The sequence below is a fragment of the Mesorhizobium sp. L-8-3 genome, assembly GCF_016756615.1.
GTDB lineage: Bacteria > Pseudomonadota > Alphaproteobacteria > Rhizobiales > Rhizobiaceae.
In genome coordinates, this window is sequence record NZ_AP023262.1 from 2,099,649 (window position 1) to 2,124,197 (window position 24,549).

23 protein-coding genes are annotated in these 24,549 nt (G+C 65.4%); 12 read left to right on the top strand and 11 right to left on the bottom strand.

The genetic code is table 11. The features are described 5' to 3' along the window. Positions 1-70 precede the first annotated feature (70 nt). A complete protein-coding gene (locus tag JN302_RS09895) occupies positions 71-946 on the top strand; it encodes a bile acid:sodium symporter family protein (RefSeq protein WP_202311780.1) in 876 nt (291 codons plus the stop codon). Between the two features lie 31 nt (positions 947-977). Here JN302_RS09895 and JN302_RS09900 read toward each other — a convergent pair whose 3' ends face one another. The 7 genes from JN302_RS09900 to JN302_RS09930 form a co-directional block, all read right to left on the bottom strand. Then, the gene (locus tag JN302_RS09900) at positions 978-1,145 is read right to left on the bottom strand and encodes a hypothetical protein (RefSeq protein WP_202311782.1); all 168 of its coding nucleotides are present in this window, start codon (positions 1,143-1,145) and stop codon (positions 978-980) included. A 301-nt stretch (positions 1,146-1,446) separates the two neighbouring features. Continuing rightward, entirely contained in the window at positions 1,447-2,061 is a 615-nt protein-coding gene (locus JN302_RS09905) for a pyridoxamine 5'-phosphate oxidase family protein (RefSeq protein WP_202332751.1), read from the bottom strand. A gap of 142 nt (positions 2,062-2,203) precedes the next feature. Beyond that, the gene (locus JN302_RS09910; RefSeq protein WP_202314666.1) at positions 2,204-2,848 is read right to left on the bottom strand and encodes a septation protein A; all 645 of its coding nucleotides are present in this window, start codon (positions 2,846-2,848) and stop codon (positions 2,204-2,206) included. 2 nt (positions 2,849-2,850) lie between these two features. Then, positions 2,851-4,581 (bottom strand): signal recognition particle-docking protein FtsY, encoded by a 1,731-nt coding sequence (gene ftsY, locus JN302_RS09915; protein WP_446720746.1) that lies wholly within the window; start codon positions 4,579-4,581, stop codon positions 2,851-2,853. A gap of 350 nt (positions 4,582-4,931) precedes the next feature. After that, positions 4,932-6,215, bottom strand: coding sequence for a tRNA (N(6)-L-threonylcarbamoyladenosine(37)-C(2))-methylthiotransferase MtaB (mtaB, locus tag JN302_RS09920; RefSeq protein WP_202332752.1), 1,284 nt, complete (start codon positions 6,213-6,215; stop codon positions 4,932-4,934). Then, complete coding sequence (dapF, locus tag JN302_RS09925; RefSeq protein WP_202332753.1) at positions 6,215-7,096, bottom strand: diaminopimelate epimerase; 882 nt, start codon at positions 7,094-7,096, stop codon at positions 6,215-6,217. Before dapF ends, mtaB begins: the two co-directional genes overlap by 1 nt. Positions 7,097-7,184: 88 nt before the next feature. Then, positions 7,185-8,213 carry an MBL fold metallo-hydrolase gene (locus JN302_RS09930; RefSeq protein ID WP_202332754.1) on the bottom strand — a complete coding sequence of 343 codons (1,029 nt, stop codon included), beginning with the start codon at positions 8,211-8,213 and terminating at the stop codon, positions 7,185-7,187. Between the two features lie 555 nt (positions 8,214-8,768). Between JN302_RS09930 and JN302_RS09935 the strand changes: the two genes are divergently transcribed. From JN302_RS09935 to lpdA, 11 genes are all read left to right on the top strand, one after another. Then, complete coding sequence (locus JN302_RS09935) at positions 8,769-9,299, top strand: AprI/Inh family metalloprotease inhibitor (RefSeq protein ID WP_202311791.1); 531 nt, start codon at positions 8,769-8,771, stop codon at positions 9,297-9,299. A gap of 37 nt (positions 9,300-9,336) precedes the next feature. Further along, entirely contained in the window at positions 9,337-10,515 is a 1,179-nt protein-coding gene (zapE, locus tag JN302_RS09940; protein WP_202332755.1) for a cell division protein ZapE, read from the top strand. A gap of 296 nt (positions 10,516-10,811) precedes the next feature. Continuing rightward, a complete protein-coding gene (gene mdh / locus JN302_RS09945; RefSeq protein ID WP_202311793.1) occupies positions 10,812-11,780 on the top strand; it encodes a malate dehydrogenase in 969 nt (322 codons plus the stop codon). A gap of 13 nt (positions 11,781-11,793) precedes the next feature. Beyond that, positions 11,794-12,987 (top strand): ADP-forming succinate--CoA ligase subunit beta, encoded by a 1,194-nt coding sequence (gene sucC / locus JN302_RS09950; protein WP_202332756.1) that lies wholly within the window; start codon positions 11,794-11,796, stop codon positions 12,985-12,987. Positions 12,988-13,078: 91 nt separating this feature from the next. Continuing rightward, complete coding sequence (gene sucD, locus JN302_RS09955) at positions 13,079-13,981, top strand: succinate--CoA ligase subunit alpha (protein ID WP_202311795.1); 903 nt, start codon at positions 13,079-13,081, stop codon at positions 13,979-13,981. A gap of 132 nt (positions 13,982-14,113) precedes the next feature. Beyond that, on the top strand, positions 14,114-17,101 hold the full coding sequence (locus JN302_RS09960) for a 2-oxoglutarate dehydrogenase E1 component (protein ID WP_202332757.1): 2,988 nt from the start codon (positions 14,114-14,116) through the stop codon (positions 17,099-17,101). A 26-nt stretch (positions 17,102-17,127) separates the two neighbouring features. Further along, the gene (odhB, locus tag JN302_RS09965; RefSeq protein WP_202311799.1) at positions 17,128-18,399 is read left to right on the top strand and encodes a 2-oxoglutarate dehydrogenase complex dihydrolipoyllysine-residue succinyltransferase; all 1,272 of its coding nucleotides are present in this window, start codon (positions 17,128-17,130) and stop codon (positions 18,397-18,399) included. 12 nt (positions 18,400-18,411) lie between these two features. Continuing rightward, positions 18,412-18,684 carry a hypothetical protein gene (locus JN302_RS09970; protein ID WP_202332758.1) on the top strand — a complete coding sequence of 91 codons (273 nt, stop codon included), beginning with the start codon at positions 18,412-18,414 and terminating at the stop codon, positions 18,682-18,684. Positions 18,685-18,739: 55 nt separating this feature from the next. Further along, positions 18,740-19,168 carry a VOC family protein gene (locus tag JN302_RS09975; protein ID WP_202332759.1) on the top strand — a complete coding sequence of 143 codons (429 nt, stop codon included), beginning with the start codon at positions 18,740-18,742 and terminating at the stop codon, positions 19,166-19,168. Beyond that, positions 19,165-19,668: a hypothetical protein gene (locus JN302_RS09980; protein ID WP_202332760.1), complete on the top strand. Its 504-nt coding sequence runs from the start codon at positions 19,165-19,167 to the stop codon at positions 19,666-19,668. The genes JN302_RS09975 and JN302_RS09980 overlap by 4 nt, the downstream gene beginning before the upstream one ends. 78 nt (positions 19,669-19,746) lie before the next feature. Continuing rightward, positions 19,747-21,153, top strand: coding sequence for a dihydrolipoyl dehydrogenase (lpdA, locus tag JN302_RS09985; RefSeq protein ID WP_202332761.1), 1,407 nt, complete (start codon positions 19,747-19,749; stop codon positions 21,151-21,153). A gap of 275 nt (positions 21,154-21,428) precedes the next feature. Here the strand turns inward: lpdA and JN302_RS39090 are convergent, their stop codons facing one another. The 4 genes from JN302_RS39090 to JN302_RS10005 form a co-directional block, all read right to left on the bottom strand. Next, positions 21,429-21,821 (bottom strand): hypothetical protein, encoded by a 393-nt coding sequence (locus JN302_RS39090; protein ID WP_244846274.1) that lies wholly within the window; start codon positions 21,819-21,821, stop codon positions 21,429-21,431. Positions 21,822-21,918: 97 nt separating this feature from the next. Then, positions 21,919-22,131, bottom strand: coding sequence for a hypothetical protein (locus tag JN302_RS09995; protein ID WP_202311809.1), 213 nt, complete (start codon positions 22,129-22,131; stop codon positions 21,919-21,921). An 86-nt stretch (positions 22,132-22,217) separates the two neighbouring features. Further along, entirely contained in the window at positions 22,218-23,285 is a 1,068-nt protein-coding gene (locus JN302_RS10000) for a TraB/GumN family protein (RefSeq protein ID WP_202311810.1), read from the bottom strand. A 258-nt stretch (positions 23,286-23,543) separates the two neighbouring features. Beyond that, positions 23,544-24,491, bottom strand: coding sequence for a tyrosine recombinase XerC (locus JN302_RS10005; RefSeq protein WP_202314668.1), 948 nt, complete (start codon positions 24,489-24,491; stop codon positions 23,544-23,546). Positions 24,492-24,549 lie beyond the last annotated feature (58 nt).

A 24,549-nucleotide genomic window follows, 5' to 3' on the forward strand; every position in this document is an offset into this window, starting at 1 on the left:
TCACAACGCCGTCTTGGTCTAACCTCCTGTTCGCGGAATCATCGCGGGGGTCCGCAGGGGACGATCCGGCATGCAGTCCAGCGCGGTTTTCAGCATTTTCCTGCCTGCGGCGCTCGCGGTCATCATGCTGGGCCTCGGCCTGTCGTTGACCGTGGAGGATTTCCGCAAGGTGCTGTCGCGGCCGAAGCCGGTCGTCGTAGCGCTCGTCTGCCAGGCGCTGATCCTGCCCGTCATCTGCTTCGGCATCGTCTATCTGTCGGCGCTGCCGCCGGCGATCGCGGTCGGCATGATGCTCTTGGCGGCCAGTCCGGGCGGCTCGTCAGCCAATCTCTACAGCCATCTGGCCGGCGGCGATGTGGCGCTGAACATCACGCTCACCGCGATCAATTCGGTTCTCGCGATGATCACGCTACCGATCATCGTCAATTTCTCGCTGCTGCAGTTCTACGGCGAGGGCAAGGTGATCCCGCTGCAATTCGACAGGATCCTGCAGATCTTCGCACTCGTCCTGGTTCCGGTGGCGTCCGGCATGTTCCTCCGCAACCGCTACCCGACGCTGGCGCTCGGGCTGGAACGGCCGGTGAAGGTCCTGTCGGCGGTGTTCCTCGCAGCGATCGTGCTGGTCGCACTGATCCGCGAATGGCAAACGCTGGTGACCTGGGGGCCGGTGATCGGCATGGCGACGCTCGCCTTCAACCTCATCAGCCTGGCCATCGGCTACGGCGTGCCGCGACTGTTCAATCTCGGCTACAAGCAGGCGATCGCCATCTGCATGGAGATCGGCATCCACAACAGCACGCTGGTCATCGCCATCGCGATGAGCCCGCTGCTGCTCAACAATTCCGAGATGGCCATCCCGCCGGCGATCTACGGGCTGGTGGCCTACATCACCGCCGCGATCTTCGTCGCGCTCGCCAAGCGGCGCGCCGGGGCCGCGGCGGTTTGAGGCGCCAAGGTTGGCGCCGGAAGAAGCCGGCTCAGCCGTAGACCGAGCGATAGGCCTGATGGAGCATCTCGCTGCGGTCGGCGCGCAGGTCGACGAGGTCGCGGGTCGACATGCTCTCGATCTCGGCGACGAGGCGGCGGTACTTGGCGCGCTTGGCGAGACGGTCCTGGGTGCGGGCGACGATGGTAGAGAAGATCATGGTCTTGTCCTTTCCGGAGCGCGTCCAGCGCTCGTGCTGTTCTCCTCCGGCCGATGCATCATGACATAATCATGGTGCAGTGCAAAATAAACTGCTGCATTGCAGCAATGCGCGCCTTGCATGGCACATCCAATGCGCCTCAAACGTCGGCGCGTCCCTCCGGGCCGCTTGGCTTTCGCGCCAACAGGCGTGGGCCACGCGGTCGCGCGCTTCAACGTCGATTTCATCGATGGTTGGTATTGGACATCGGAAAGGATGTTCGCGTCTGGACTGTCGGAACGAAACGGGCGTTGCCGGATGCTCACCACATGGATTTCTTGTAGCTCTCGTCCAGCCACTCGTCGGTCTTGGCGGCGGAATCGGCGAGCGCGAGCTGGTCTTTGAGGATGGTGCCCAACGTCGGCAGGGTGGAGCGGTCCACCCAGCTTTCGGGCTTCCAAAGTTCCGAGCGCATGAAGGCCTTGGCGCAATGCATATAGGCCGCCTTGATGGTGACCACGATGACGCTGATCGGGGGCCGCCCGTCGACGGCCAGCCTTTCGCGCAGCGCCTTGTCGGCGGTGATCCGCGCTTCGCCGTTGATGCGCAGCGTCTCGTTCATGCCGGGAATGAGGAACAGCAGTCCGACCGCAGGGTTGACCAGGATGTTCTCCAGCGTGTCGAGCCGATTGTTGCCGGGCCGGTCGGGAATGGCGATCGTGTTGTCGTCGAGGATGGCGACGAAGCCGGGCTTGTCGCCCTTCGGCGTCACGTCGCCATTGCCTCGGTCGTCGCAGGAGCCGATCAAGACGAACGGGCTCTTGGCGAGGAAGCCGCGGCAATGGAAGTCGAGCGACTTCAGTTCCTTGCGCACCGCGCCTTCGCCGGGTTCCTTGTAGATCGTCCGCAGTTCGTCGCGGTTGCTCACGAATTGCATCGTTGCGGTCCTTTCCCCAAAGCACCGCTCTCCGACGGTGGCCGATCCTGGCGCGGCGGAGGAAGTTACGCCGGTTCAACCAGAGGTGAAAAGAGGGAAAGCAGCCGTCGGTGAAATTTGCGCGTCTGTGGGAAGAGGTTTTCTACTTCCGCGCGTCATCCAGCGAGTGCTTCATGATCAGCGGCATCTGGCTCAGCGTGAAGACGAGCGTGATCGGCATGATGCCCCAAACCTTGAATGCTACCCAGGCGTCGGTCGAGAAGGTCCGCCAGACGATCTCGTTGACGATGGCCAGGAACAGGAAGAACAGGCCCCAGCGCAAGGTGAGCTTGCGCCAGCCTTCCGCATCGAGCCGGAAGGCCGAATCGAAGACGTAACCGAGCAGCGATCTGCCGAAGAGCAGGCCGCCGAGCAGCACGCCGCCGAACAGCGTGTTGACGATGGTCGGCTTCATTTTGATGAAGACGTCGTCTTGGAGCCACAGCGTGAGGGCGCCGAACACGAAGACAACGATGCCTGAAACCAGCGGCATGATCGGCAGCGAGCGGGTGAGGATCCACGACACCGTAAGCGCTACCGCGGTCGCCACCATGAACAGGGCGGTGGCGAGGAAGATCGGGCCGCCGAATTCGCCGAGAGCGGGAAACCGCGCGATCAGGGCTTCGCCCCGGGTGTTGGCGAAGAAGAAGACAAGGAGCGGACCGAGCTCGAGCGCGAGCTTCAGCAACGGGTTGATTTCCTTCTTCCTCGGGTCGGTCGGATCGCGTTCGAGGATCGGTTCGTCCATCATCATGCCACTCCTGCGATCGCCTTGGCGAAGTCGCTTGCCGAAAACGGTTCGAGATCGTCGACCTGCTCGCCGACGCCGATGAAATAGACCGGCAGCTTATGCTTGGCGGCGATTGCGACCAAAATACCGCCGCGCGCCGTGCCGTCGAGCTTGGTCATGACGAGGCCGTTGACGCCGGCGACATTGCGGAAGATCTCGACCTGGTTCAGCGCGTTCTGGCCGGTGGTCGCATCGACGGTCTGCAGCACGGTATGCGGGGCGTCCGGATCGAGCTTGCCCAGTACGCGCACGATCTTCTCCAGTTCCGCCATCAGCTCGGCCTTGTTCTGCAGCCGGCCGGCCGTGTCGATGATCAGCACGTCGGAGCCGGCCTGCTTGGCCTTTTCGAAAGCGTCGTAGGCAAGGCCGGCGGCATCGGCGCCCAGCTTGGAGGAGACGACCGGAGAGCCCGTCCGCTCGCCCCAGATCTTCAACTGCTCGATCGCGGCGGCGCGGAACGTGTCGCCGGCGGCCAGCGTGACCGCGAGGCCGCCCTCGACCAGCTTGGCGGCGAGCTTGCCGATGGTGGTGGTCTTGCCCGTGCCGTTGACGCCGACGACAAGGATCACATGCGGCTTGTGCGAGAGATCGAGTTCCAGCGGCATGGCCACCGGCATCAGGACCTTCTCCATCTCTTCGGCCATGATGGCGCGCACTTCGTCGTCCGAGACGTTCTTGCCGTAACGTCCGGAGGCGAGCGCGTCGGTGACCCGGATCGCGGTCTCCATGCCGAGATCGGCGCGGATCAGCACGTCCTCCAGATCCTGCAGCGTGTCTTCGTCCAGCTTGCGCTTGGTGAAGACGCCGGCAATGTTGCTCGACAGCTCCTTCGACGAGCGCGACAGGCCCTGCTTGAGCCGCTGGAACCAGGAAAGTTTCGGTGCCGCCTCGACCGGCTTCGCCTCGGCCTTCTGCTGCACTTTCTTCGCGACGGTCACCTTGCCGGCAGGTGTCGGCGAAACGTCCTCTCCCCCCTTGAGGGGGAGATGGCCCGAAGGGCCAGAGGGGGTTGTCTCGGCCGCGCGCGGCGCCTCACTTGCATCGTGCGTCGGCTGTGCTTCGGCCGCAATCGTCTCGGCGATGCTCGGCGGTTCTTCGACAGGCGCGCGAGATTCCTGGACGAATGGTGCTGGCGCTGCCTCAGTAGGGACAGTCCCAGCAGGGAGCGGCGCTTCCTCGGCCGGGGCGTCAGGTTCCGCGGCGACCCCACCCCGATCGGCTTCGCCGATCGACCCTCCCCTCAAGGGGGAGGGGGGCGTCGGCGCTTCTCCCCCCTCGAGGGGGAGATGGCCCGGAGGGCCAGAGGGGGTTGTCTCGGCAGCGCGGGGCGCCTTGCCTGCATCCGACGTGGGCTGTGCTTCGGACGCAATGGTCTCGGCCGCGCTCGGCGTTTCTTCAACAGGCGCGCTGGGCTCTTCGGTGACCGGCTCCGAAGCTGCTTGGGCAGAGACAGTTTCAGCGGAACGCGGCGCTTCCTCGGCCGGGGCGTCAGGTTCTGCGGCGACCCCACCCCGATCGGCTTCGCCGATCGACCCTCCCCTCAAGGGGGAGGGGGACGTCGGCGCGGCATCCTCTCCCCCCTTGAGGGGGAGATGGCCCGAAGGGCCAGAGGGGGTTATTTCGGCAGTGTTCGGCGCTTCGTCGGTGGCCACCTTTTCCGGTGTCTCAGGAGACGCGGGAGCGGTGGGGATCTCAACCGGGGCCGGCGCGGGCTGGGGTTCGGGAGCGGCAGGCTCCACTTCCGGGAGCGCGGGTTCAGGCTCCGCGGCGGGTTCTGCCGGCGTCGGTACTTCGACGGGCTGCCGCGGCGGCGCCGGCTGCGGCACTTCTGGCGTTTTCTCCGGCTCGGTCGGAGCGGGAGCCGGTTCCGCTGGGGGGAGCGGTGCGGGCTGCGGTTCCTGTGGCGCGGGGGCGACAAGTTCCGGGGGGCTGAGAGGCTTCAGATCCTCCGCCTGGCTCTCGACCTGCTCCTTTTCCTCAGCCTGCTTGCGGCCGAAGGAAAAGACCTTCTTGATGAAATTGAATGCCATCGAACGTTCCGTCAGGCCGCGCGGGCCGAGAGGGGGGAGGCCAGCAGCTGGCGTCCGTCATGGCCTGTCACCACGGCGTCGACAATGTCGCCCGGCGCGCCGGCCGCGATCGCGGTCAGCGTGAAACCTTCCGTGCGACCGATGCCGTCACGCTCGACGAGGATCGATTGCCGCGTGCCGGCGAGCGTCGCCAGATGCCCGGCATAGGCGGCGTCGCCGGCGGCGCGCAGGCGTGCGGCGCGCGCTTTGACCACGGCCCGGTCGACCTGCGGCATGCGGGCAGCCGGTGTTCCTGCGCGCGGCGAGAAGGGAAAGACGTGGAGATGGGTCAAGCCGCATTCCTCGACGATGCCGAGCGAGTTCTGGAACATCGCTTCGGTCTCGGTCGGGAAGCCGGCGATGATGTCGGCCCCGAACACGATGCCGGGGCGCAGTCTGCGCACCTCCTCGCAGAAGCGTATGGAATCGTCGCGCAGATGCCTGCGTTTCATCCTCTTCAGGATCATGTCGTCGCCGGCCTGCAGCGACAGGTGCAGATGCGGCATCAGCCTGTTTTCGTTGGCGATCGCGTCGAGCAGGTCGTCATCCGCTTCGATGGAATCGATCGAGGACAACCGCAGCCGCTTCACGTCGGGCACCTGCTTCAGGATCGTCTTGACCAGCTTTCCGAGCCTGGGCGCGCCCGGCAGGTCGGCGCCGTAGCTGGTCATGTCGACGCCGGTCAGCACGATCTCGGCGTATCCGTTGCCGGCCAGACGCTTGACCTGCTCGACCACCGCGCCCATCGGCACGGACCGCGAATTGCCGCGGCCGAAGGGGATGATGCAGAAGGTGCAGCGATGGTCGCAGCCGTTCTGGACCTGCACGAAGGCGCGGGCGCGGCCCTCGATCGCGTCGACCATATGCGAGGCGGTCTCGCGCACGCTCATGATGTCGTTGACGCGCGCCTTTTCGGTATCGTTGACGCCGAAGTCGGGCAAAGCGCGGTAGCTGCTCGAGCGCAGCTTCTCCTCATTGCCGAGCACGAGGTCGACCTCGTCCATCGCCACGAAGGCCGCGGGGTCGGTCTGGGCGGCGCAGCCCGTGACGATGATGCGCGCGTCGGGGCTCTCGCGGCGCGCCTTGCGGATCGACTGCTTCGCCTGGCGAACGGCTTCGGCCGTCACCGCGCAGGTGTTGAAGATGACCGCGCCGCCCTCAAGGCCGCCCAGCCCGGCAGTCTCCGCCTCGCGGCGCATCACCTCGGATTCATAGGTGTTCAGCCGGCAGCCGAAGGTGACGATGTCGACCGCCATCAGGCAACGTCCCTTTCGTCGCGGTTCCAGGCACCGGTGGCCGGATCGAAACTGCCGGCGAATTCCCATTCGGCCGGGCCGGTCATGATCACGTGGTCGTCGTCGCGCCATTCGATCAGGAGCGGCCCACCCGGCACGGTCACGGTAACGGCGCGGCCGGTTCGCCGCGTGCGTGCGGCGCTCACCGCGGCCGCGCAAGCGGCCGAGCCGCAGGCCCGGGTCAGGCCGGCGCCGCGCTCCCAGGTGCGAATGGCCATGGCGTCCGGTGCCGTGACCTGCGCGATCGTGATGTTGGCGCGCTCGGGGAAGATCGGATGATTTTCGAGCATCGGACCGAAGCGGTCGAGTTCGTAGGACCAGACGTCGCGGTCGACCCAGAAGATGGCGTGCGGGTTGCCCATCGAGGCAACCGAGGGCGAGTGCAGCACCGGCTTGTCGATGGGGCCGACCTGCAGCTCGATCATGCGCGTGTCGCGGAACTCCTCGGCAAGCGGGATGTCCCGCCAGCCGAAGCGCGGCATGCCCATATCGACCGAGATCATCCCGTCGGCATGCTCGTCCGCGTTGAGGATGCCGGCCACGGTCTCGAAGGTGAAGTGCCTGCGGCCGGTCTCGGCCGACAGGGCCCGCACCACGCAGCGCATGCCGTTGCCGCAGGCCTGCGCGATCGAGCCGTCGGAATTCAGGATCTCGATATAGTTCTCGGTGCCTGATGTGCGCGGATCGTGGATCGCCATGATCTGGTCGAAACGGGTGGCGGGATCGGCATTGAGCGCGACCGCGGCGGCGGGCGAGACGCGGCCGGCGCGACCGCGCATGTCGGCGACGATGATCTCGTTGCCGAGCCCGTTCATCTTTGCGAACTTCGCCCTCGCGGTCATTCCGTTGCTTTTTCGGCCTGTTGCGTTTGGCGCCTATATGGCGGAAACGGCCGGGAATTACCAGTGCGACCCGTTGGAGCGGAGCCGATCAGGGGGCCGGCACGTCCCATACTTCACCCGGCAGCATCGGCCGGAAGCATTCGCGCCCGATGTTGCGCGCCTCGAGTGCGCGCCAGAGCCTGTCGCGCGGCTCCTCGATCGGTTCGTTGGTCAGCGGGAAGGTGCCCCAGTGACAGCCGACGGCCCAGGCGGCCTTGCACAGCAACATTCCCTCGGCCGCCTCGTCGGGATCCTGGTGATGCGGCTCCATGAACCAGCGTGGCGCGTAGGCGCCGATGGGCAGGACGGCAAGGCGGAAACCGCCATGCTTCTGGCCGAGCCGTCGATAGATGCTGCCCCCATGGAAGCCGGTGTCGCCGGCGAAATAGAGCTTTCCGGCAGGGGCCTCGACGACGAAACCGCCCCATAGCGCCATGCGCCGGTCCGCCGCGCCGCGCGCCGACCAGTGATGGGCCGGCTCGACATGGATCGTCACCCGGTCCGTCACCGCCAGGGTCTCTCCCCAGTCTCGGGCGACGACACGCAGGCTCGGCGCGGCGGCATCAAGGATAGCGTCGTTGCCGAGCGGCGTCACCACGAGCGGATCATGTCCGGCGCGGAGCTTCTTCAGCGTGGCGGCGTCCATATGGTCGTAGTGATTGTGGCTCAGAAGCACGAGGTCGATGGGAGGCAGGTCGTCGAAGGCGATGCCGGGTTCGTTCACCCGCTTCGGTCCGGCGAAGGAGAAGGGCGAGACACGCTCCGACCAGACGGGATCGGTGAGCATATTGAGGCCGGCGAACTGGATGAGCACGGTGGAGTGGCCGACCATGGTGACGCGAAGTTCGTCGCCGGCCACGCGCGCATCCGGTCGCGCCGAAGGAAAGGGGCTCGGCCAGGAGGCTGGCCACGGCGTGCGCTCCCCGCCCAGTTGCCAGCGCAGGAGGTCGGCGAAACCGGCCGGCGGCCTGCCGCCCGGATTGAAGAACACGCGCCCGTCGAAATGGTCGCTGACATCGCCCTGGAAATAGGGGTTGCGCCTTTTGGTGCGCGTGACGTTTCCGGCCAGAGGTTTCATCCCTGTCGTCTCGAACGTGCAGATCCGCCGCTTTGTTCCATCATCTGATGCCATGTGCCTGGACGCTGACGCATCCGCGCGACCTCAGTTGCCGTCGCGGTCCTTCCGGGCCGCTCCGCTTCGCGCCAACGAGCGATCCTGTCGACCGTTGGCAATGAACCCGACACGATGGCGCTGGAGCAAGCGGCCCCTCCTGATGCTGACAAAGGCGCTGCCGTTTGGCTAGTCCTTGCTTCGAGATGCGCCTTTGCAGAGCCGACGCCGGCCGGATCGAGGCCCGGACAGAGAGGCCGGCCACGGTGCCGGTCGGCTCCGTCGACAGGCCGTTCGGGCCGCGGGAGGCCCGTCTCACAGCGCCTTGCGGCTGTTTGCGTGCCGAGCAGATCAATCGGTGGGTGAATTCTCCGGGCTGAGCATGCAGCGTGGTAAAATCGCAACATTTGTAGGATCGAAACCGCATTTTAACCATATCCGGTTGCAATTTAGCCAATATCGATGATTTGGGTTCAATGATATCAACGGCCGGAGCGTGGACTGGCTCCGACGGAGGATTTGATGAATTTTTCCAAGACGGGCCTTGTTCTTGTGTCGCTGATGGCGCTGACCGCGGCCGGCTGTTCCAGTTCGCGGTTTTCGACGCTGGATTCCCAGCCGGCGCCGCTGACGCCGGCCCCGTCCGGGACAGTGACAGGCTCCCAACTGCCGCCGCCGGCTGCTCCTGGGACGGACGCCAGCCAGTTCCCGCCGGCGCCAGGCGGGACGAATGTAGCGGCTGCCACGCCGGTCGCGCCGCCGGCCGATGCTCCCGACCTGACCGCCGGCAATGTCGCCGGCGTCTGGAATGCATCGGTCTCGGGCCAGAGCTGCAAGGTCGCCACCCCGCAGACCAAGTTCGGCGCCGGTTTCCGCGCCGGTCCGTTGCGCTGCCCGGCTCCGCTCGACGGCGTCAAGTCGTGGAACGTCAGCGGCAAGCAGCTGACGCTCTATGACGAGAACGGCGGCACGCTCGCCAGGCTCTACTCGTCCGGCCCGGAAAAATTCGACGGTCAGACCGAAGGCGGCGTTCCGGTTTCGCTGACGCGGTGATAGGCATCGTCCAACCCGTTCCAGCCAAGACGACTTCATGCACCATCTGCGCGACGGCATCCAGACACACCCTTCTGTCGCGCAGCGCTATCGCCACCTCGTGGAGACCGGCGCCGTTGAACGCGACGCCGCCCAGGAAGCGGTCGCGGTCGCGCTCGACCGCCTGATCGGAGAAATCGCCTCCAAGAGGCTTGCCGCCAAATCGAGCTCGCTCGGCTGGCTGTTCGGGAAGAAGCGCAAGCCCGAGCCGGTCAAGGGCCTCTACATCCACGGTGCCGTCGGCCGCGGCAAGACCATGCTCATGGACCTGTTCTTCGAGCTCGTGCCGGTGCGGCGCAAGCGCCGCGTCCATTTCAACGATTTCATGGCGGAGGTCCAGGATCGGATCCAGAAGCAGCGTCTGGCTCGCAAGAACGGCGAGACCCGGGAGGACGATCCCATCCCGCCGGTGGCCAAGGCACTGGCGGAAGAAGCCTGGGTGCTCTGCTTCGACGAGTTCACGGTGACCGACATCGCCGATGCGATGATCCTGTCGCGCCTGTTCTCGGCGCTGTTCGCCGAGGGCGTGGTGCTGGTCGCTACCTCCAACGTGGTTCCCGTCGAGCTCTATCGCGACGGACTGAACCGCCAGCTCTTCCTGCCCTTCATCGGATTGCTGGAGAGGCATGCCGAGGTCGTCTCGCTCGATGCGATGAAGGATTACCGGCTCGACCGCGTGAACCGCCTGCCGGTCTATCTCACTCCGGTCGACGCGGCGGCGGACCGCCAGATGGATGTCGCCTGGCAGACGATGACCAACGGCCACGCGCCGGCGACGGCCGAAATTACCGTCAAGGGGCGCCATGTCGCGGTGCCGAAGGCCGCGGGGCGCGCTGCGCGCTTCTTCTTCCGCGATCTCTGCGAGAAACCGCTCGGCGCACGCGACTTCCTGGCGATCGCCGGACGCTACGATACGATTTTCGTCGACCACGTGCCGGTGCTGGCCGAGGCGCGGCGCAACGAGGCCAAGCGTTTCATCCTGCTGATCGATACGCTCTACGATCACAAGGTCCGCCTTGTGATGAGCGCCGAGGCGCCGCCGCAGGAACTCTATGAAGGCAGGCGCGGCACCGAGGCCTTCGAATTCGACCGCACGGCCTCACGCCTCATGGAGATGCAGAGCCGCGACTGGCTGGATGCCTGGTCGGAAAGGCATAGGAGCGAAAGGAGCGAATAGCGAGTAGCCAATAGCGAATAGGGATTAGAAGGCTTGCCGGATCGCCCGCGCCTGTGATGCTACTCGCTTTCTCTCGATCCCCGTGTACGGATCATCTTCGAAATCTCCAAATTTTGACGTTTACGTAAATCCCAATCATTATAACCGATTGAAAAACTTGATGCCGAAAGAATCGGTTGAATATTACAGCCGTCGAGGCTATGGCAGCCTCGAAATCCCGGCCCTTCCGGCCCGTCCTCACATGCCTTCCATAGCGCCGTCCGTCGACGGTTTTCAGACAAGGGATACTCTCCAACATGGCACGCAACAAGATCGCCCTCATCGGCTCCGGCATGATCGGCGGCACGCTGGCTCACATGATCGGCCTCAAGGAACTGGGCGACGTCACTCTGTTCGACATCGCCGAAGGCATCCCGCAGGGCAAGGGGCTGGACATCGCCCAGTCCTCGCCGGTGGACGGCTTCGATGCGAGATTCACCGGCGTCAACGACTATGCGGCGATCGAGGGCGCGGATGTGTGCATCGTCACCGCCGGCGTGCCGCGCAAGCCCGGTATGAGCCGTGACGATCTGCTCGGCATCAATCTGAAGGTGATGGAGCAGGTCGGGGCCGGCATCAGGAAATATGCGCCGAAGGCCTTCGTCATCTGCATCACCAACCCGCTCGACGCCATGGTCTGGGCGCTGCAGAAGTTCTCCGGCCTGCCGAAGAGCCATGTCGTCGGTATGGCCGGCGTGCTCGACTCGGCCCGCTTCCGCTACTTCCTCGCCGAGGAGTTCAAGGTCTCGGTCGAGGATGTCACCGCCTTCGTGCTCGGCGGCCACGGCGACACGATGGTGCCGCTCACCCGTTACTCGACGGTGGCAGGCATTCCGCTGCCCGATCTCGTCAAGATGGGCTGGACCTCGAAGGAGAAGCTCGACGCCATCGTGCAGCGCACCCGCGACGGCGGCGCCGAGATCGTCGGTCTGCTGAAGACAGGTTCCGCCTATTACGCGCCGGCCTCTTCGGCGATCGCCATGGCCGAAGCCTATCTCAAGGACAAGAAGCGCGTCCTGCCTTGCGCTGCCTATCTTTCGGGGCAGTACGGGGTCAAGGACATGTATGTCGGCGTGCCGACCGTGATCGGCGCCGGCGGCGTCGAGCGCATCATCGAGATCGACCTCAACAAGGCCGAGCAGAAGATGTTCGAGAATTCGGTGGGGGCGGTGCAGGGCCTGTGCGAGGCCTGCGTCAACATCGCGCCGAATCTCGGCAAGAACTAAGGAGGCGGCTCCCGTGAACATCCACGAATATCAGGGAAAGCAACTGCTGAAGGCCTACGGCCTGCCGGTCGCCGAAGGCGTGGCGGTGCTGAAGGCGGAAGAAGCTGCCGCGGCGGCAAAGGCACTGCCGGGGCCGCTCTATGTGGTCAAGAGCCAGATTCATGCCGGCGGTCGCGGCAAGGGCAAGTTCAAGGAACTCGGCACCGACGCCAAGGGCGGCGTCAGGCTGGCGCGCTCGGCGGACGAGGTCGTGGCCAATGTCAACGAGATGCTCGGAAACACGCTCGTCACCAAGCAGACCGGACCGGCCGGCAAGCAGGTCAACCGCCTCTACATCGAGGACGGCGCCGACATCGACCGCGAGCTCTATCTGTCCATCCTGGTCGACCGCACGATCGGCCGCATCGCCTTCGTCGTCTCGACCGAGGGCGGCATGGACATCGAGGCCGTGGCCCATGACACGCCGGAGAAAATCGTCATGCTGGCGATCGACCCGGACAACGGCGTGACCGGCGAGGACGTGGCCAGGCTCAACGAGGCGCTGAAGCTCTCCGGCGATGCGGCGACGGACGGCGCCCAGGTGTTCCCGGCGCTCTACAAGGCTTTCGTCGAGAAGGACATGAGCCTGCTCGAGATCAACCCGCTGATCGTCATGACCAACGGCCGTCTGCGGCTCCTCGACGCGAAGATCTCCTTCGACAACAACGCGCTTTTCCGGCACCCGGAGGTGATGGAACTGCGCGACACGACCGAAGAGGACGCCAAGGAGATCGAGGCCTCGAAACATGATCTCGCCTATGTCGCGCTCGACGGCAATATCGGCTGCATGGTCAATGGCGCGGGCCTGGCCATGGCGACGATGGATATCATCAAACTCTATGGCGCGGAGCCCGCGAACTTCCTCGATGTCGGCGGCGGCGCGTCGAAGGAGAAGGTGACGGCAGCCTTCAAGATCATCACCGCCGACCCCGCGGTCAAAGGCATCCTCGTCAACATCTTCGGCGGCATCATGAAATGCGATGTCATCGCCGAGGGCGTGATCGCGGCCGTCAAGGAAGTCGGGCTGCAGGTTCCGCTGGTCGTGCGGCTCGAAGGCACCAATGTCGAACTGGGCAAGCGTATCCTCAGGGAGAGCGGCCTGAACGTCATTCCGGCCGACGACCTCGACGACGCGGCGAAGAAGATCGTCGCGGCGGTGAACGGCTAAGGCGCAGGCCTGCCGCGGCGCGCGCCAGGCGCGGCCGCCGCGGCAGGCTTCTCGCCGTCAACCCTATCCCAATCGAACGGACGGAACCCGAATGTCCATTCTCGTCAACAAAGACACCAAGGTCCTGGTTCAGGGCCTGACCGGCAAGACCGGCACCTTCCACACCGAGCAGGCGCTTGCCTACCACGGCACCCAGATGGTCGGCGGCATCCATCCGAAGAAGGGTGGCGAGACCTGGAGGGGCGCCGCCGGAGAGGCCCTGCCTATCTTCTCCTCCGTGGCGGATGGCAAGGAGAAGACCGGCGCCAATGCTTCGGTGGTCTATGTGCCGCCGGCAGGCGCGGCAGAAGCCATCATCGAGGCGATCGAGGCCGAGATCCCGCTGATCGTGTGCATCACCGAGGGCATCCCGGTCATGGACATGGTCAAGGTCAAGGCCAGGCTCGAGAAGTCCAGGTCGCGGCTGATCGGGCCGAACTGCCCCGGCGTGCTCACCCCCGACGAATGCAAGATCGGCATCATGCCGGGCAACATCTTCCGCAAGGGCTCGGTGGGCGTTGTATCGCGCTCGGGAACGCTTACCTATGAGGCCGTGTTCCAGACCACCAATGCGGGGCTCGGCCAGACGACCGCTGTCGGCATCGGCGGCGATCCCGTGAAGGGCACCGAGTTCATCGACGTGCTCGAGATGTTCCTCGCCGACGACGAGACCAAATCGATCATCATGATCGGCGAGATCGGCGGCTCGGCCGAGGAAGATGCCGCGCAGTTCCTGAAGGACGAGGCAAAGCGCGGGCGCCGGAAGCCGATGGCCGGCTTCATCGCCGGGCGCACCGCGCCGGCGGGGCGCACGATGGGTCACGCCGGCGCCGTCATTTCGGGCGGCAAGGGCGGCGCGGAAGACAAGATCGCGGCGATGGAGGCGGCGGGCATCCGCGTCTCGCCATCGCCGGCGAGGCTCGGCACGACGTTGCTCGAGGCGATCAAGGGGTAAGTGAATGGTGAATGGTCAGTGGTGAATGGATGGAAGAGGCAAGCTCGCCCAACTGCGACGCTTCCATTCACCATTCACCATTTTGCCATTCACCCCTGAATAGGAGACGGGGCTGACGCTCCGATCAAGGACATGGCACGGCAAGATCAAGCCAACGACCAGTTTTCCCTCACCTCTTTCCTCTATGGCGGCAATGCCGACTATATCGAGGCGCTCTATTCCAGCTATCAGGACGATCCGTCCTCGGTGAATTCCGAGTGGCGCAACTTCTTCGGCGCGCTGCAGGACGATGCCGGCGACGTCAGGAAAAACGCCAGGGGCGCTTCCTGGTCCACTCCGAGCTGGCCGCTGGTCGCCAATGGCGAGCTCGTCTGCGCGCTCGACGGCAATTGGGGCCTCGTCGAGAAGCACATCGAGAAGAAGGTGAAGGACAAGGCGGCCGCCGCCGGGCTGCCGTTGTCGGATGGCGAGGTGATGCAGGCGACGCGCGATTCCGTGCGCGCCATCATGATGATCCGCGCCTATCGCATGCGCGGCCATCTCCACGCCAATCTGGATCCGCTCGGGCTCGCCAAGCCCATCGAGGACTATGACGAACTGTCGCCGACCTCCTATGGCTTCACCGAGGCGGATTACGACCGCAGGATCTTCATCGACAACGTGCTGGGGCTCGAATATTCGACCATCCGGCAGATGCTGGAGATACTGGCCCGCACTTATTGCTCGACGCTCGGTGTCGAATTCATGCACATCTCCGACCCCGAGGAGAAGGCCTGGATACAGGAGCGTATCGAAGGCGTCGACAAGGGCATCGCCTTCACCTCGGCCGGCAAGAAGGCGATCCTTCAGAAGCTGATCGAGGCCGAGGGTTTCGAACAGTTCATCGACGTCAAGTACAAGGGCACCAAGCGTTTCGGCCTGGACGGCGGAGAATCGCTGATCCCCGCGCTGGAGCAGATCATCAAGCGCGGCGGCTCGCTCGGCATGGAGGAGATCGTGCTGGGCATGGCCCATCGCGGCCGCCTCAACGTGCTCAGCCAGGTCATGGCCAAGCCGCACCGTGCGATCTTCCATGAATTCAAGGGCGGCTCCTTCGCCCCAGATGACGTCGAGGGCTCGGGTGATGTGAAGTACCATCTCGGCGCCTCGTCCGACCGCGAGTTCGACGGCAACAAGGTGCATCTGTCGCTCACCGCCAACCCGTCGCATCTGGAGATCGTCGACCCGGTCGTGATGGGCAAGGCGCGCGCCAAGCAGGACCAGCTCTACGGCCGCACGCGCGAGGAGATCGTGCCGCTCGCCGAACGCGCGAAGGTGTTGCCGCTATTGCTGCACGGCGACGCCGCCTTCGCCGGCCAGGGCGTGATCGCGGAGATTCTCGGCTTGTCCGGCCTGCGCGGCCACCGCGTTGCGGGCACGCTGCATTTCATCATCAACAACCAGATCGGCTTCACGACCAATCCGCGTTTCTCGCGGTCGTCGCCCTACCCGTCCGATGTCGCCAAGATGATCGAGGCGCCGATCTTCCATGTCAACGGCGACGATCCGGAGGCCGTCGTCTACGCGGCCAAGATCGCAATCGAGTTCCGCATGCGGTTCCACAAGCCGGTGGTGATCGACATGTTCTGCTACCGCCGCTTCGGCCACAACGAAGGCGACGAGCCCGCCTTCACCCAGCCGATCATGTACCGCACCATCCGTGCCCACAAGACGACGCTGCAGCTCTACAGCGAGAAGATGATTGCCGAAGGGCTGGCCAGCCAGGCCGAGATCGACAAGATGAAGGCCGACTGGCGGGCGCATCTCGAGGCCGAGTTCGAGGCCGGCCATGCCTACAAGCCGAACAAGGCCGACTGGCTCGACGGCGCCTGGTCGGGGCTGAGGACGGCCGACCAGCAGGATGAACTGAGGCGCGGCAAGACCGCTGTGCCGGCCAAGACGCTGAAGGAGGTCGGCAAGAAGCTCACCGAGGTGCCGAAGGACTTCGAGGTCCACCGCACGATCGGCCGCTTCCTCGACAACCGCCGCCAGGCGATCGAGACGGGCGAGGGCATCGACTGGGCCACCGGCGAGGCACTGGCCTTCGGCTCGATCCTGCTCGACGGCAACCCGATCCGCCTGTCCGGCCAGGACTCCGAGCGCGGCACCTTCTCGCAGCGCCATTCCGTGCTCTACGACCAGCGCGACGAGACCCGCTACATCCCGCTCAACAACCTGTCGCCGGCCCAGGCCAACTACGAGGTCATCAACTCGATGCTCTCGGAAGAAGCCGTGCTCGGCTTCGAATACGGCTATTCGCTGGCCGAGCCCAAGGCGCTGACGCTGTGGGAAGCCCAGTTCGGCGACTTCGCCAACGGCGCCCAGGTGGTCTTCGACCAGTTCATCTCGTCGGGCGAACGCAAATGGCTCAGAATGTCGGGGCTGGTCTGCCTGCTGCCGCACGGCTATGAGGGCCAGGGGCCGGAGCACTCGTCGGCGCGCCTGGAGCGCTTCCTCCAGCTTTGCGCGGAAGACAACATGCAGGTGGCGAACGTCACCACGCCGGCCAACTATTTCCATATCCTGCGCCGGCAGCTCAAGCGCGACTTCCGCAAGCCGCTGATCCTGATGACGCCGAAGTCGCTGCTGCGCCACAAGCGCGCGGTGTCGACGCTGGCCGACATGTCGGGCGAAAGCGCGTTCCACCGTCTCCTGTGGGACGACGCGCAGAACCTGCCCGGTCAGGCGATCAAGCTGGTCAAGGACTCCAAGATCCGCCGCGTCGTGCTGTGCTCGGGCAAGGTCTATTACGACCTTTACGAGGAGCGTGAGAAGCGCGGCATCAACGATGTCTACCTGCTGCGTGTCGAGCAGCTCTATCCGTTCCCGGCCAAGGCGCTGATCAACGAGCTGTCGCGTTTCCGCAACGCGCAGATGGTGTGGTGCCAGGAGGAACCCAAGAACATGGGAGCCTGGTCGTTCATCGACCCCTATCTGGAATGGGTGCTCGCCCATATCGACGCGAAGCATCAGCGGGTGCGTTACACCGGGCGCCCGGCGGCAGCGTCGCCGGCGACCGGCCTCATGTCCAAGCATCTGGCGCAGCTCGAGGCCTTCCTCGAGGATGCGCTCGGCGAATAACGGTAAAGGCGAGCAGGGAAGATACCATGGCTACCGAAATCCGCGTTCCGACCCTCGGCGAATCCGTTACCGAGGCGACCGTCGGGAAATGGTTCAAGCAGGCAGGGGAAGCCATCGCGGCCGACGAGCCGATCGTCGAGCTCGAGACCGACAAGGTGACGGTCGAGGTGCCCGCGCCCGCTGGCGGCACGCTGGCCGAGATCGCCGTGAAGGAAGGCGAGACGGTGAATGTCGGCGCCCTTCTCGGCTCGATCGCAGCCGGCGGCGCCCCCGCCGCCAAGGCCGCGGCGCCGAAGCCGGAGGCGGTTGCACAAACCGTCGGCCCGGCGGGTGCCGGGACCGTGAAGGAGGCCGGGGCCAAGACCGCGGTGATCGCCGGCGAGCCACCGATCGCCGAACGCAGGATGCCGCCGGCGCCGAGCGCGGCGAAGCTTCTCGCGGAAGCCAACATCGCCGTCGACCAGGTCGCCGGCTCCGGCAAGCGCGGGCAGGTGCTGAAGGGCGACGTGCTCGACGCGATCGCCAGGGGCGTCGCCGCACAGCCCGCCCAGGCTGCCGTGCCTGTCTCGGTACGGGCCCCGTCGCCGGCCGACGACGAGGCGCGCGAGGAGCGCGTGCGCATGACCAAGCTGCGCCAGACCATCGCGCGCCGGCTCAAGGAGGCGCAGTCGACCGCGGCCATGCTCACCACCTTCAACGAGGTGGACATGAAGGCGGTGATGGACCTGCGGACCAAGTACAAGGACGTCTTCGAGAAGAAGCACGGCGTGAAGCTCGGCTTCATGGGCTTCTTCACCAAGGCCGTGACGCATGCGCTGAAGGAGATTCCGGCGGTCAATGCCGAGATCGACGGCACCGACATCATCTACAAGAACTATGCCCATATCGGCGTGGCCGTGGGCACCGACAAGGGTCTGGTCGTGCCTGTCGTCCGCAACGCCGATTCCATGAGCATCGCCGAAATCGAGAAGGAGATCGGCCGGCTCGGCGTCGCGGCCCGCGACGGCAAGCTTGCCGTCGCGGACATGCAGGGCGGCACCTTCACCATCTCCAACGGCGGCGTCTACGGTTCGCTGATGTCGACCCCGATCCTCAATGCGCCGCAGTCGGGCATCCTCGGCATGCACAAGATCCAGGAACGGCCGATGGTCGTCGGTGGCCAGATCGTGATCCGTCCGATGATGTATCTGGCGCTGAGCTACGATCACCGCATCGTCGACGGCAAGGAGGCTGTGACCTTCCTGGTGCGCGTCAAGGAGAGCCTCGAGGATCCGGAGCGGCTGGTACTGGATCTGTAGGAGACCAGGCCGATGCCGGACGGCCGCCCCGGGGATCACCCGCTGACGGACATCTCCATTCACGGCGAGGAGATCTTCGACCGCGAGACCAATGCGCGCATCCGGCGGCTCGTCAACGGCGCGCCGCCGCATCTGCTCGAGATCCTCGACGATCTCGTCTGGCACTGGCCGCGCCCGCGCAATCATGAAAGCGACTGGGGCGAACTGATCAATGCGGACGATTTTGCCCGCGTGATCGAAGGCCTCGAGCGGGCCTGGCGGAAAATGGCCGGCGGGCGCGATTGACGTCCGCGTTCTGCCGGGGCCAAATCGCGGCGAAGCGAGGAGAGGATCATCGGGCATGGCCTTCGAACCCGACATTCCACCGATCCAGGTTCACCTCTGCGTCAAGGGCGGCAAGGCGGCGATCGCCTTCTACGAGGCCGCGTTCGGCGCAGTCGAGACTTATGAGCAGATGGCCGAGGACGGCGAGCGTGTGCTGCATGCCAACCTTTCCGTCTTCGGCAGCGAGGTCATGCTGCACGATGAATTCCCGGAATTCGGAGCGGACGTGATGTCGCCGCACTCGCGTGGCGGCGCGAGCCTGTCGATCAACGTCAATCTGAAGTCGCCGCAGGAGGTCGACAAGGCGATCGAGCGCGCCGTCGCGGCGGGTGCTGGGGTGACCATGCCGGCCGACGACATGTTCTGGGGCGCCAGATACGGCAAGATCCAGGACCCGTTCGGCCACGTCTGGGCCTTCAACGCGCCGCTGGGGAAGGCTGGATGACGCTTCGTGAGGGCGCGTCGGCCGCCACCTTTCTCGCAGTGTTTGCGGTTGCGGCCGCGCCTGCACGGGCGGCCTGTCCGATCGAACTCGCCGTGTTCGGCGATCGTGACGAAGCCGCCTCCGTCGAGTTCGTTCCGACCGGAGAAGGCGCTGCCGTCACCAATACGTTCCGCATGGTGCTCGGCGACGGCGTCGTGCTCGACGGCATCGTGATGTGGTCGGCCGATGTGTCGCGCCCGAACGGGATGCTGATGCACGACTGCCCCGAGGGCGACGTGACCGGGGAGGAACTCGCCGCCTGCACGGCATGGCAGGGCGTCATCTACACGGCGGACGCCTCGGGCGGCATCGGCCTGCTGCCGGCGGAAGGGACGGCCGCGCCCAGGACCTTGATCTTCCCCGATCTCGGCCCGGCGCTCAGGCATTTGTCAGCGTATCGCGACCAGGGGTCTTCAAAGCTGCCCTGGGACGTTTTCGCATTGAAGGGTTGCCAGGAATGAATGGGTCCGCGGTGGCACCTCGCCCCGGCGGACCATAAATGGAGTTCGGCCGGACGGCCCCAACCAACAGGAACGAGAATGACTTACGACGTCGTGGTGATCGGAACCGGCCCGGGGGGCTATGTCTGCGCGATCAAGGCCGCGCAGCTCGGATTGAAGACGGCCGTGGTGGAGAAGCGCCTGACGCATGGCGGGACCTGCGTCAATGTCGGCTGCATTCCGTCCAAGGCGCTGCTGCATGCGTCCGAGGTCTTCATGGAGGCCGGACACTCCTTCCAGGCGCTCGGCGTGGAGGTCGGCAAGCCGAAGCTCAACCTCAAGCAGATGCTCGCGCACAAGACGCAGACGGTCGACCAGAACGTCAAGGGCCTCGATTTCCTGATGAAGAAGAACAAGATCGAGGTGCTGCGCGGCACCGGCCGCATCATGGAGGCGGGCAAGGTCGCGGTCACCGGCGACGACGGCAAGATCGTCGAGGTCGAGACGAAGAACATCGTCATCGCGACGGGCTCCGACGTGAACGGCATTCCCGGCGTCAAGATCGACTTCGACGAGAAGGTCATCGTCTCCTCGACCGGCGCCCTGGACCTGGAGAAGGTGCCCGGCCATCTGGTCGTCGTCGGTGGCGGCGTCATCGGCCTGGAGCTCGGCTCGGTCTGGGCGCGGCTCGGCGCCAAGGTCACGGTCGTCGAGTTCCTGGACACGATCCTGGCGGGCATGGACGGTGAGGTGGCCAAGCAGTTCCAGCGCATGCTGGCCAAGCAGGGCTTCGACTTCAAGCTCGGCGCCAAGGTGACTGACGTCGCCAGGGCCAAGAAGGGCGCGAGCGTCACGTTCGAGCCAGTGAAGGGCGGCGTGGCCGAGACGATCGACGCCGACGTGGTGCTGATCGCAACCGGCCGCAAACCCTATACCGAGGGGCTGGGCCTTGCCGAGGCGGGCGTGGCGGTGGATGATCGCGGCCGGGTCGAGACCGACGCGCATCTGAGGACCAATGTCCCGGGGATCTATGCCATCGGCGATGTGATCGCCGGGCCCATGCTCGCCCACAAGGCGGAGGACGAGGGTGTCGCGGTCGCCGAGATGATCGCCGGCCAGTCCGGACATGTGAATTACGAGGTGATCCCCAGCGTCGTCTACACCAGCCCTGAAGTCGCGTCGGTCGGCAGGACGGAGGAGCAGCTGAAGGCCGAGGGCGTCGCCTACAAGGCCGGCAAGTTCCCTTTCTCGGCCAATGGCCGCGCGCGCGCCTCCCTCCATACCGACGGCTTCGTGAAGATACTGGCCGACAAGGACACGGACCGCGTGCTCGGCGCCCACATCGTCGGCTTCGGCGCCGGCGAGATGATCCACGAGGCCGCTGTGCTGATGGAGTTCGGCGGCTCGTCGGAGGATCTCGCGCGCACCTGTCATGCCCATCCGACCATGTCGGAGGCCGTCAAGGAGGCGGCGCTGGCAACCTTCTTCAAGCCGATCCATATCTGATACCGACTCCCGACAGGATTCACCGTTGGATCGCGCGACTGCGTGACCCCACGCCGGGCGGCGCCGTCGATCGAGGCAAGGTGGGTGCGCGAGCATCCGCCTGGCGTGGCTGTGTCGGCATCCACGCCCGTTGTAATGACGCGATGTTGGCCGCGGGCAAAAAACGCATCGCGTCCCCGCCCGAATATAAGGTTCGGCAAGATATAGGCCGCCGGTCGGATCAGAGCAGCCAATAAACGGCCCCGCCACGGCGGGCCGTATTCATGCCCGCTGCCCTACTGAGCCGGAGCCGGCTCCGTCGGGGCGGCCGGCTGCGTCGCGGACGGTGCCGCCGGCGTGCTCGGCGTCGAAGGTTCAGCCGGTGCAGGGGTCGCAGGTTCCGTCGCCGCCGGCGGGTTCGCGGTCGTCGTGGTCTGGGTGCCGCTGGGGCCGAACAGGAAATATGCTATCGCGGCTAGAACGAGCACGATGGCCGCGATGATGACGCTGGTGCCCATGCCGCGTTCCTGACGCACTGGATTGCGAACCGGAGCGACGTCTTCGACAGGCGGCTGATTGCCGGGCGGATTCCGGGGATCGTCGGGTGGCTTCTGGGGATCGTTGTCTCCCCGCGCGGGATTGGCCATGAAATGATCCTCCGTCGGTTGCAACGACGGATAACGTTTCATTGCCGGTTCGGTTTCAAAAGGGCACGCAAGCATAAGAGGCTATGTCGGGCGCATCCTTGCCCGACATAGCCATGCAATTCCCGAAGGAGCGGTGCGGTCAGCCTCGCTCGTCGTCGGCGTCCTTCGCCCGGTCGGCCCGCACCGCATCTGTCGCCGCCGTGCTTTCCGGTGTCGACATGGTCTGCGAGGTGGCACTCGTACCGGCCACGGTCATGTTGTCGGTCTTGGCGGCGGAATGCATGAATTCGCAGGCATTCGCGCCCGCAATGGAGAGGCCAAGGGCTGCGGCCACAAGCAGGGCTTTCGTCATCCTCTTCATCCTGTCTCGATTGCGACGACAGACGCTAACAAAGCCTCGCCGCTGCGCCAAATCACGCTTTGCGTGAAGTGGTCCGTTCAGCCGGCAGGGGAGACAGTGTAGCCGGCCTTGCGGAACAGTTCGACCAGGCCGTCCGGTCCCGGCAGGTGCAGCGCGCCGACCGCTATGAAGGCATTGCCGGCCGCCAGCAGCGGCTCGGCCTTCCCGGCCATCGTCTTGTTGCGCTCGGTGATCATCGCCTCTTCGAAGGCGGCGTAACCGGCCTCGTCGCCGGCGGCGTCCGGCAGCGCGGCACGGAACAAGGGCCAGTACATGCCCATATCGCCCCGCAGATAGAGCGTGATCATGGTCTCGACGATGTCGTCCATCCTGTCGCCGAGTTTTAACGTCTCGACGAGGCCCTCCAGATGGAAATCCATCGGCAGCGAGGCCATCGCCTCGAGCTGCTCGGTCGCCGTCTCCAGGCCTTCCAGCTTCTTGCCGCTGGCCTCCGCGTCCTTGGCCAGCTTGACGTCGAGCACCGGTGCGCCCGCCGCCTTGCGCGCCGTTTCGCAGGCCGGCAAGACCGCCATTGTCGCAAGGATCCACGGCTTCATCTTGATCACGCTGGCGAGCGGGATGCCGCGCTTCGCGAGAGCCGCATCGACGACCGCGGCATCCTCCGGGGACAAGAGCGACGGCAGCGTGGTGTCGTCGGTGAACATCGTCAGTTCGGGCTTCTTCATCACGGCAGCCATCATGCGGGCCGGGTCGACCACGTCGGTCGTCTCGATGACCACCGTCTGCGACGCGTCGAAGGCGCGCTGGGCGGCGGGGGGCAGCGAGGTCACGCGCGGATCGGTCATGTGCATGGTGCCGAACAGGAAGGAGGGCGCCCGGCCTTCCTTCTCCAGCTTCCACAACAGCCCCTTTCCATTGACTGTCGCGGCGGCCTCCTGCTCGATCCTGCGGAACGTGTCCGGGTCATCCGTCCTGATCGACGCCATGAGATCCTTTCCGGTGCATTCCGGCATCTCGGCGCGGGCCTGGCCCGAGGCAAGCGTGGCGACGGCCATGAAGGACAACAAGAACAATACGTTGATCGCCGCGAGCAGCTTCAACCACAGGACTGCCGAATGATCTGCCATGGCGACGACGCGTTTCATGTCCCGACCCCCCGGGCAGGTTTGCGTGGCTCGCCCGCTCTCCACCTGCTGCATGCCTTGCAAAACCGTGGCGCACTTCTCCGAAACCTGCATAGGACGCAAAAACGGCGAAACAGTTAACCGGCGTCGGGAAATTGTCCCGACAACGCCGCGCCCTAACCGGGCTTGCGTGGCTTCGCCCACGCTTCACCTGCTTGGCCACTTCTTTTTGCCGCAGGTTTTTGCCGGAAAACCGTGGGACACTTTTTCGAAACCTGCTTATGCACGCGGGTGGGCGGCCTCGTAGATGTCGAGCAGCCGCGCCGTGTCGACCCCGGTATAGATCTGCGTCGTCGACAGGCTGGCATGGCCGAGCAGTTCCTGGATCGCGCGAAGATCGCCGCCGCGGCCCAGCAGATGCGTGGCGAAGGAGTGGCGCAGCGCGTGCGGCGTGGCCGTTTCGGGCAGGTCGAGGGCCGAACGCAGCTTGCGCATCTCGCGCTGGATGATCGCGGGATTGAGCGCGCCGCCGCGCGCTCCGCGAAAAAGCGGTCCCTGCGCGTCGATCCGATAGGGGCAGAGCCGGCGATACTCAGCGACGGCCCGGAGAGCGACGGGAAGCACCGGCACCAGGCGCGTCTTGCCGCCCTTGCCTGATATCCTCAGCACCGTCTCGCCTTCGTTCGACAGGTCCTCGCCGCCGAGCGCCAGCGCCTCCGAGATGCGCAGGCCCGATCCGTAAAGCAGCGTCAGTACGGCGGCGTTGCGGACGGCGATCCAGGGCTCCTCCGCGAACTGCTCTTCGGCCGAGACGACACGCCGGGCATCCTGCGCCGTGAGCGGCTTGGGAAGCGATTTCGGCTGTTTCGGCGCACGCAGCGCCGCGGCGCCGGCGGCATTGACCTGGCCCCGGCGCTCCAGGAACCGCAGCAGCGAGCGCAACCCTGCGAGGCCGCGCCCGAGCGTGCTGGCTCCGGCTCCGCCTGTGCGGCGAAAGGCTAGGAAGGCGCGAAGATCGGCCGGACGCAATTCCTTGATGTCGGCAATTCCGGGCGGGCCGCCATTGTGGCCCGTGATGAATTGGAGGAACTGGCGCGTGTCGCGCTCGTAAGCCTCGACGGTGAGCGCCGACAGCCGCCTTTCGCGCGCGAGCGACTTTAGCCAGTCGGTCCGCGCCGCCTGGAGATCCTCCCTGGCGGAGATCAGAAACTCCTGCTGTTGCGCCATCGAACCGCCATCGCCGATGCTGTTTCGGAAGACTTCCACTTCGCCAGCTTCGGGTTAA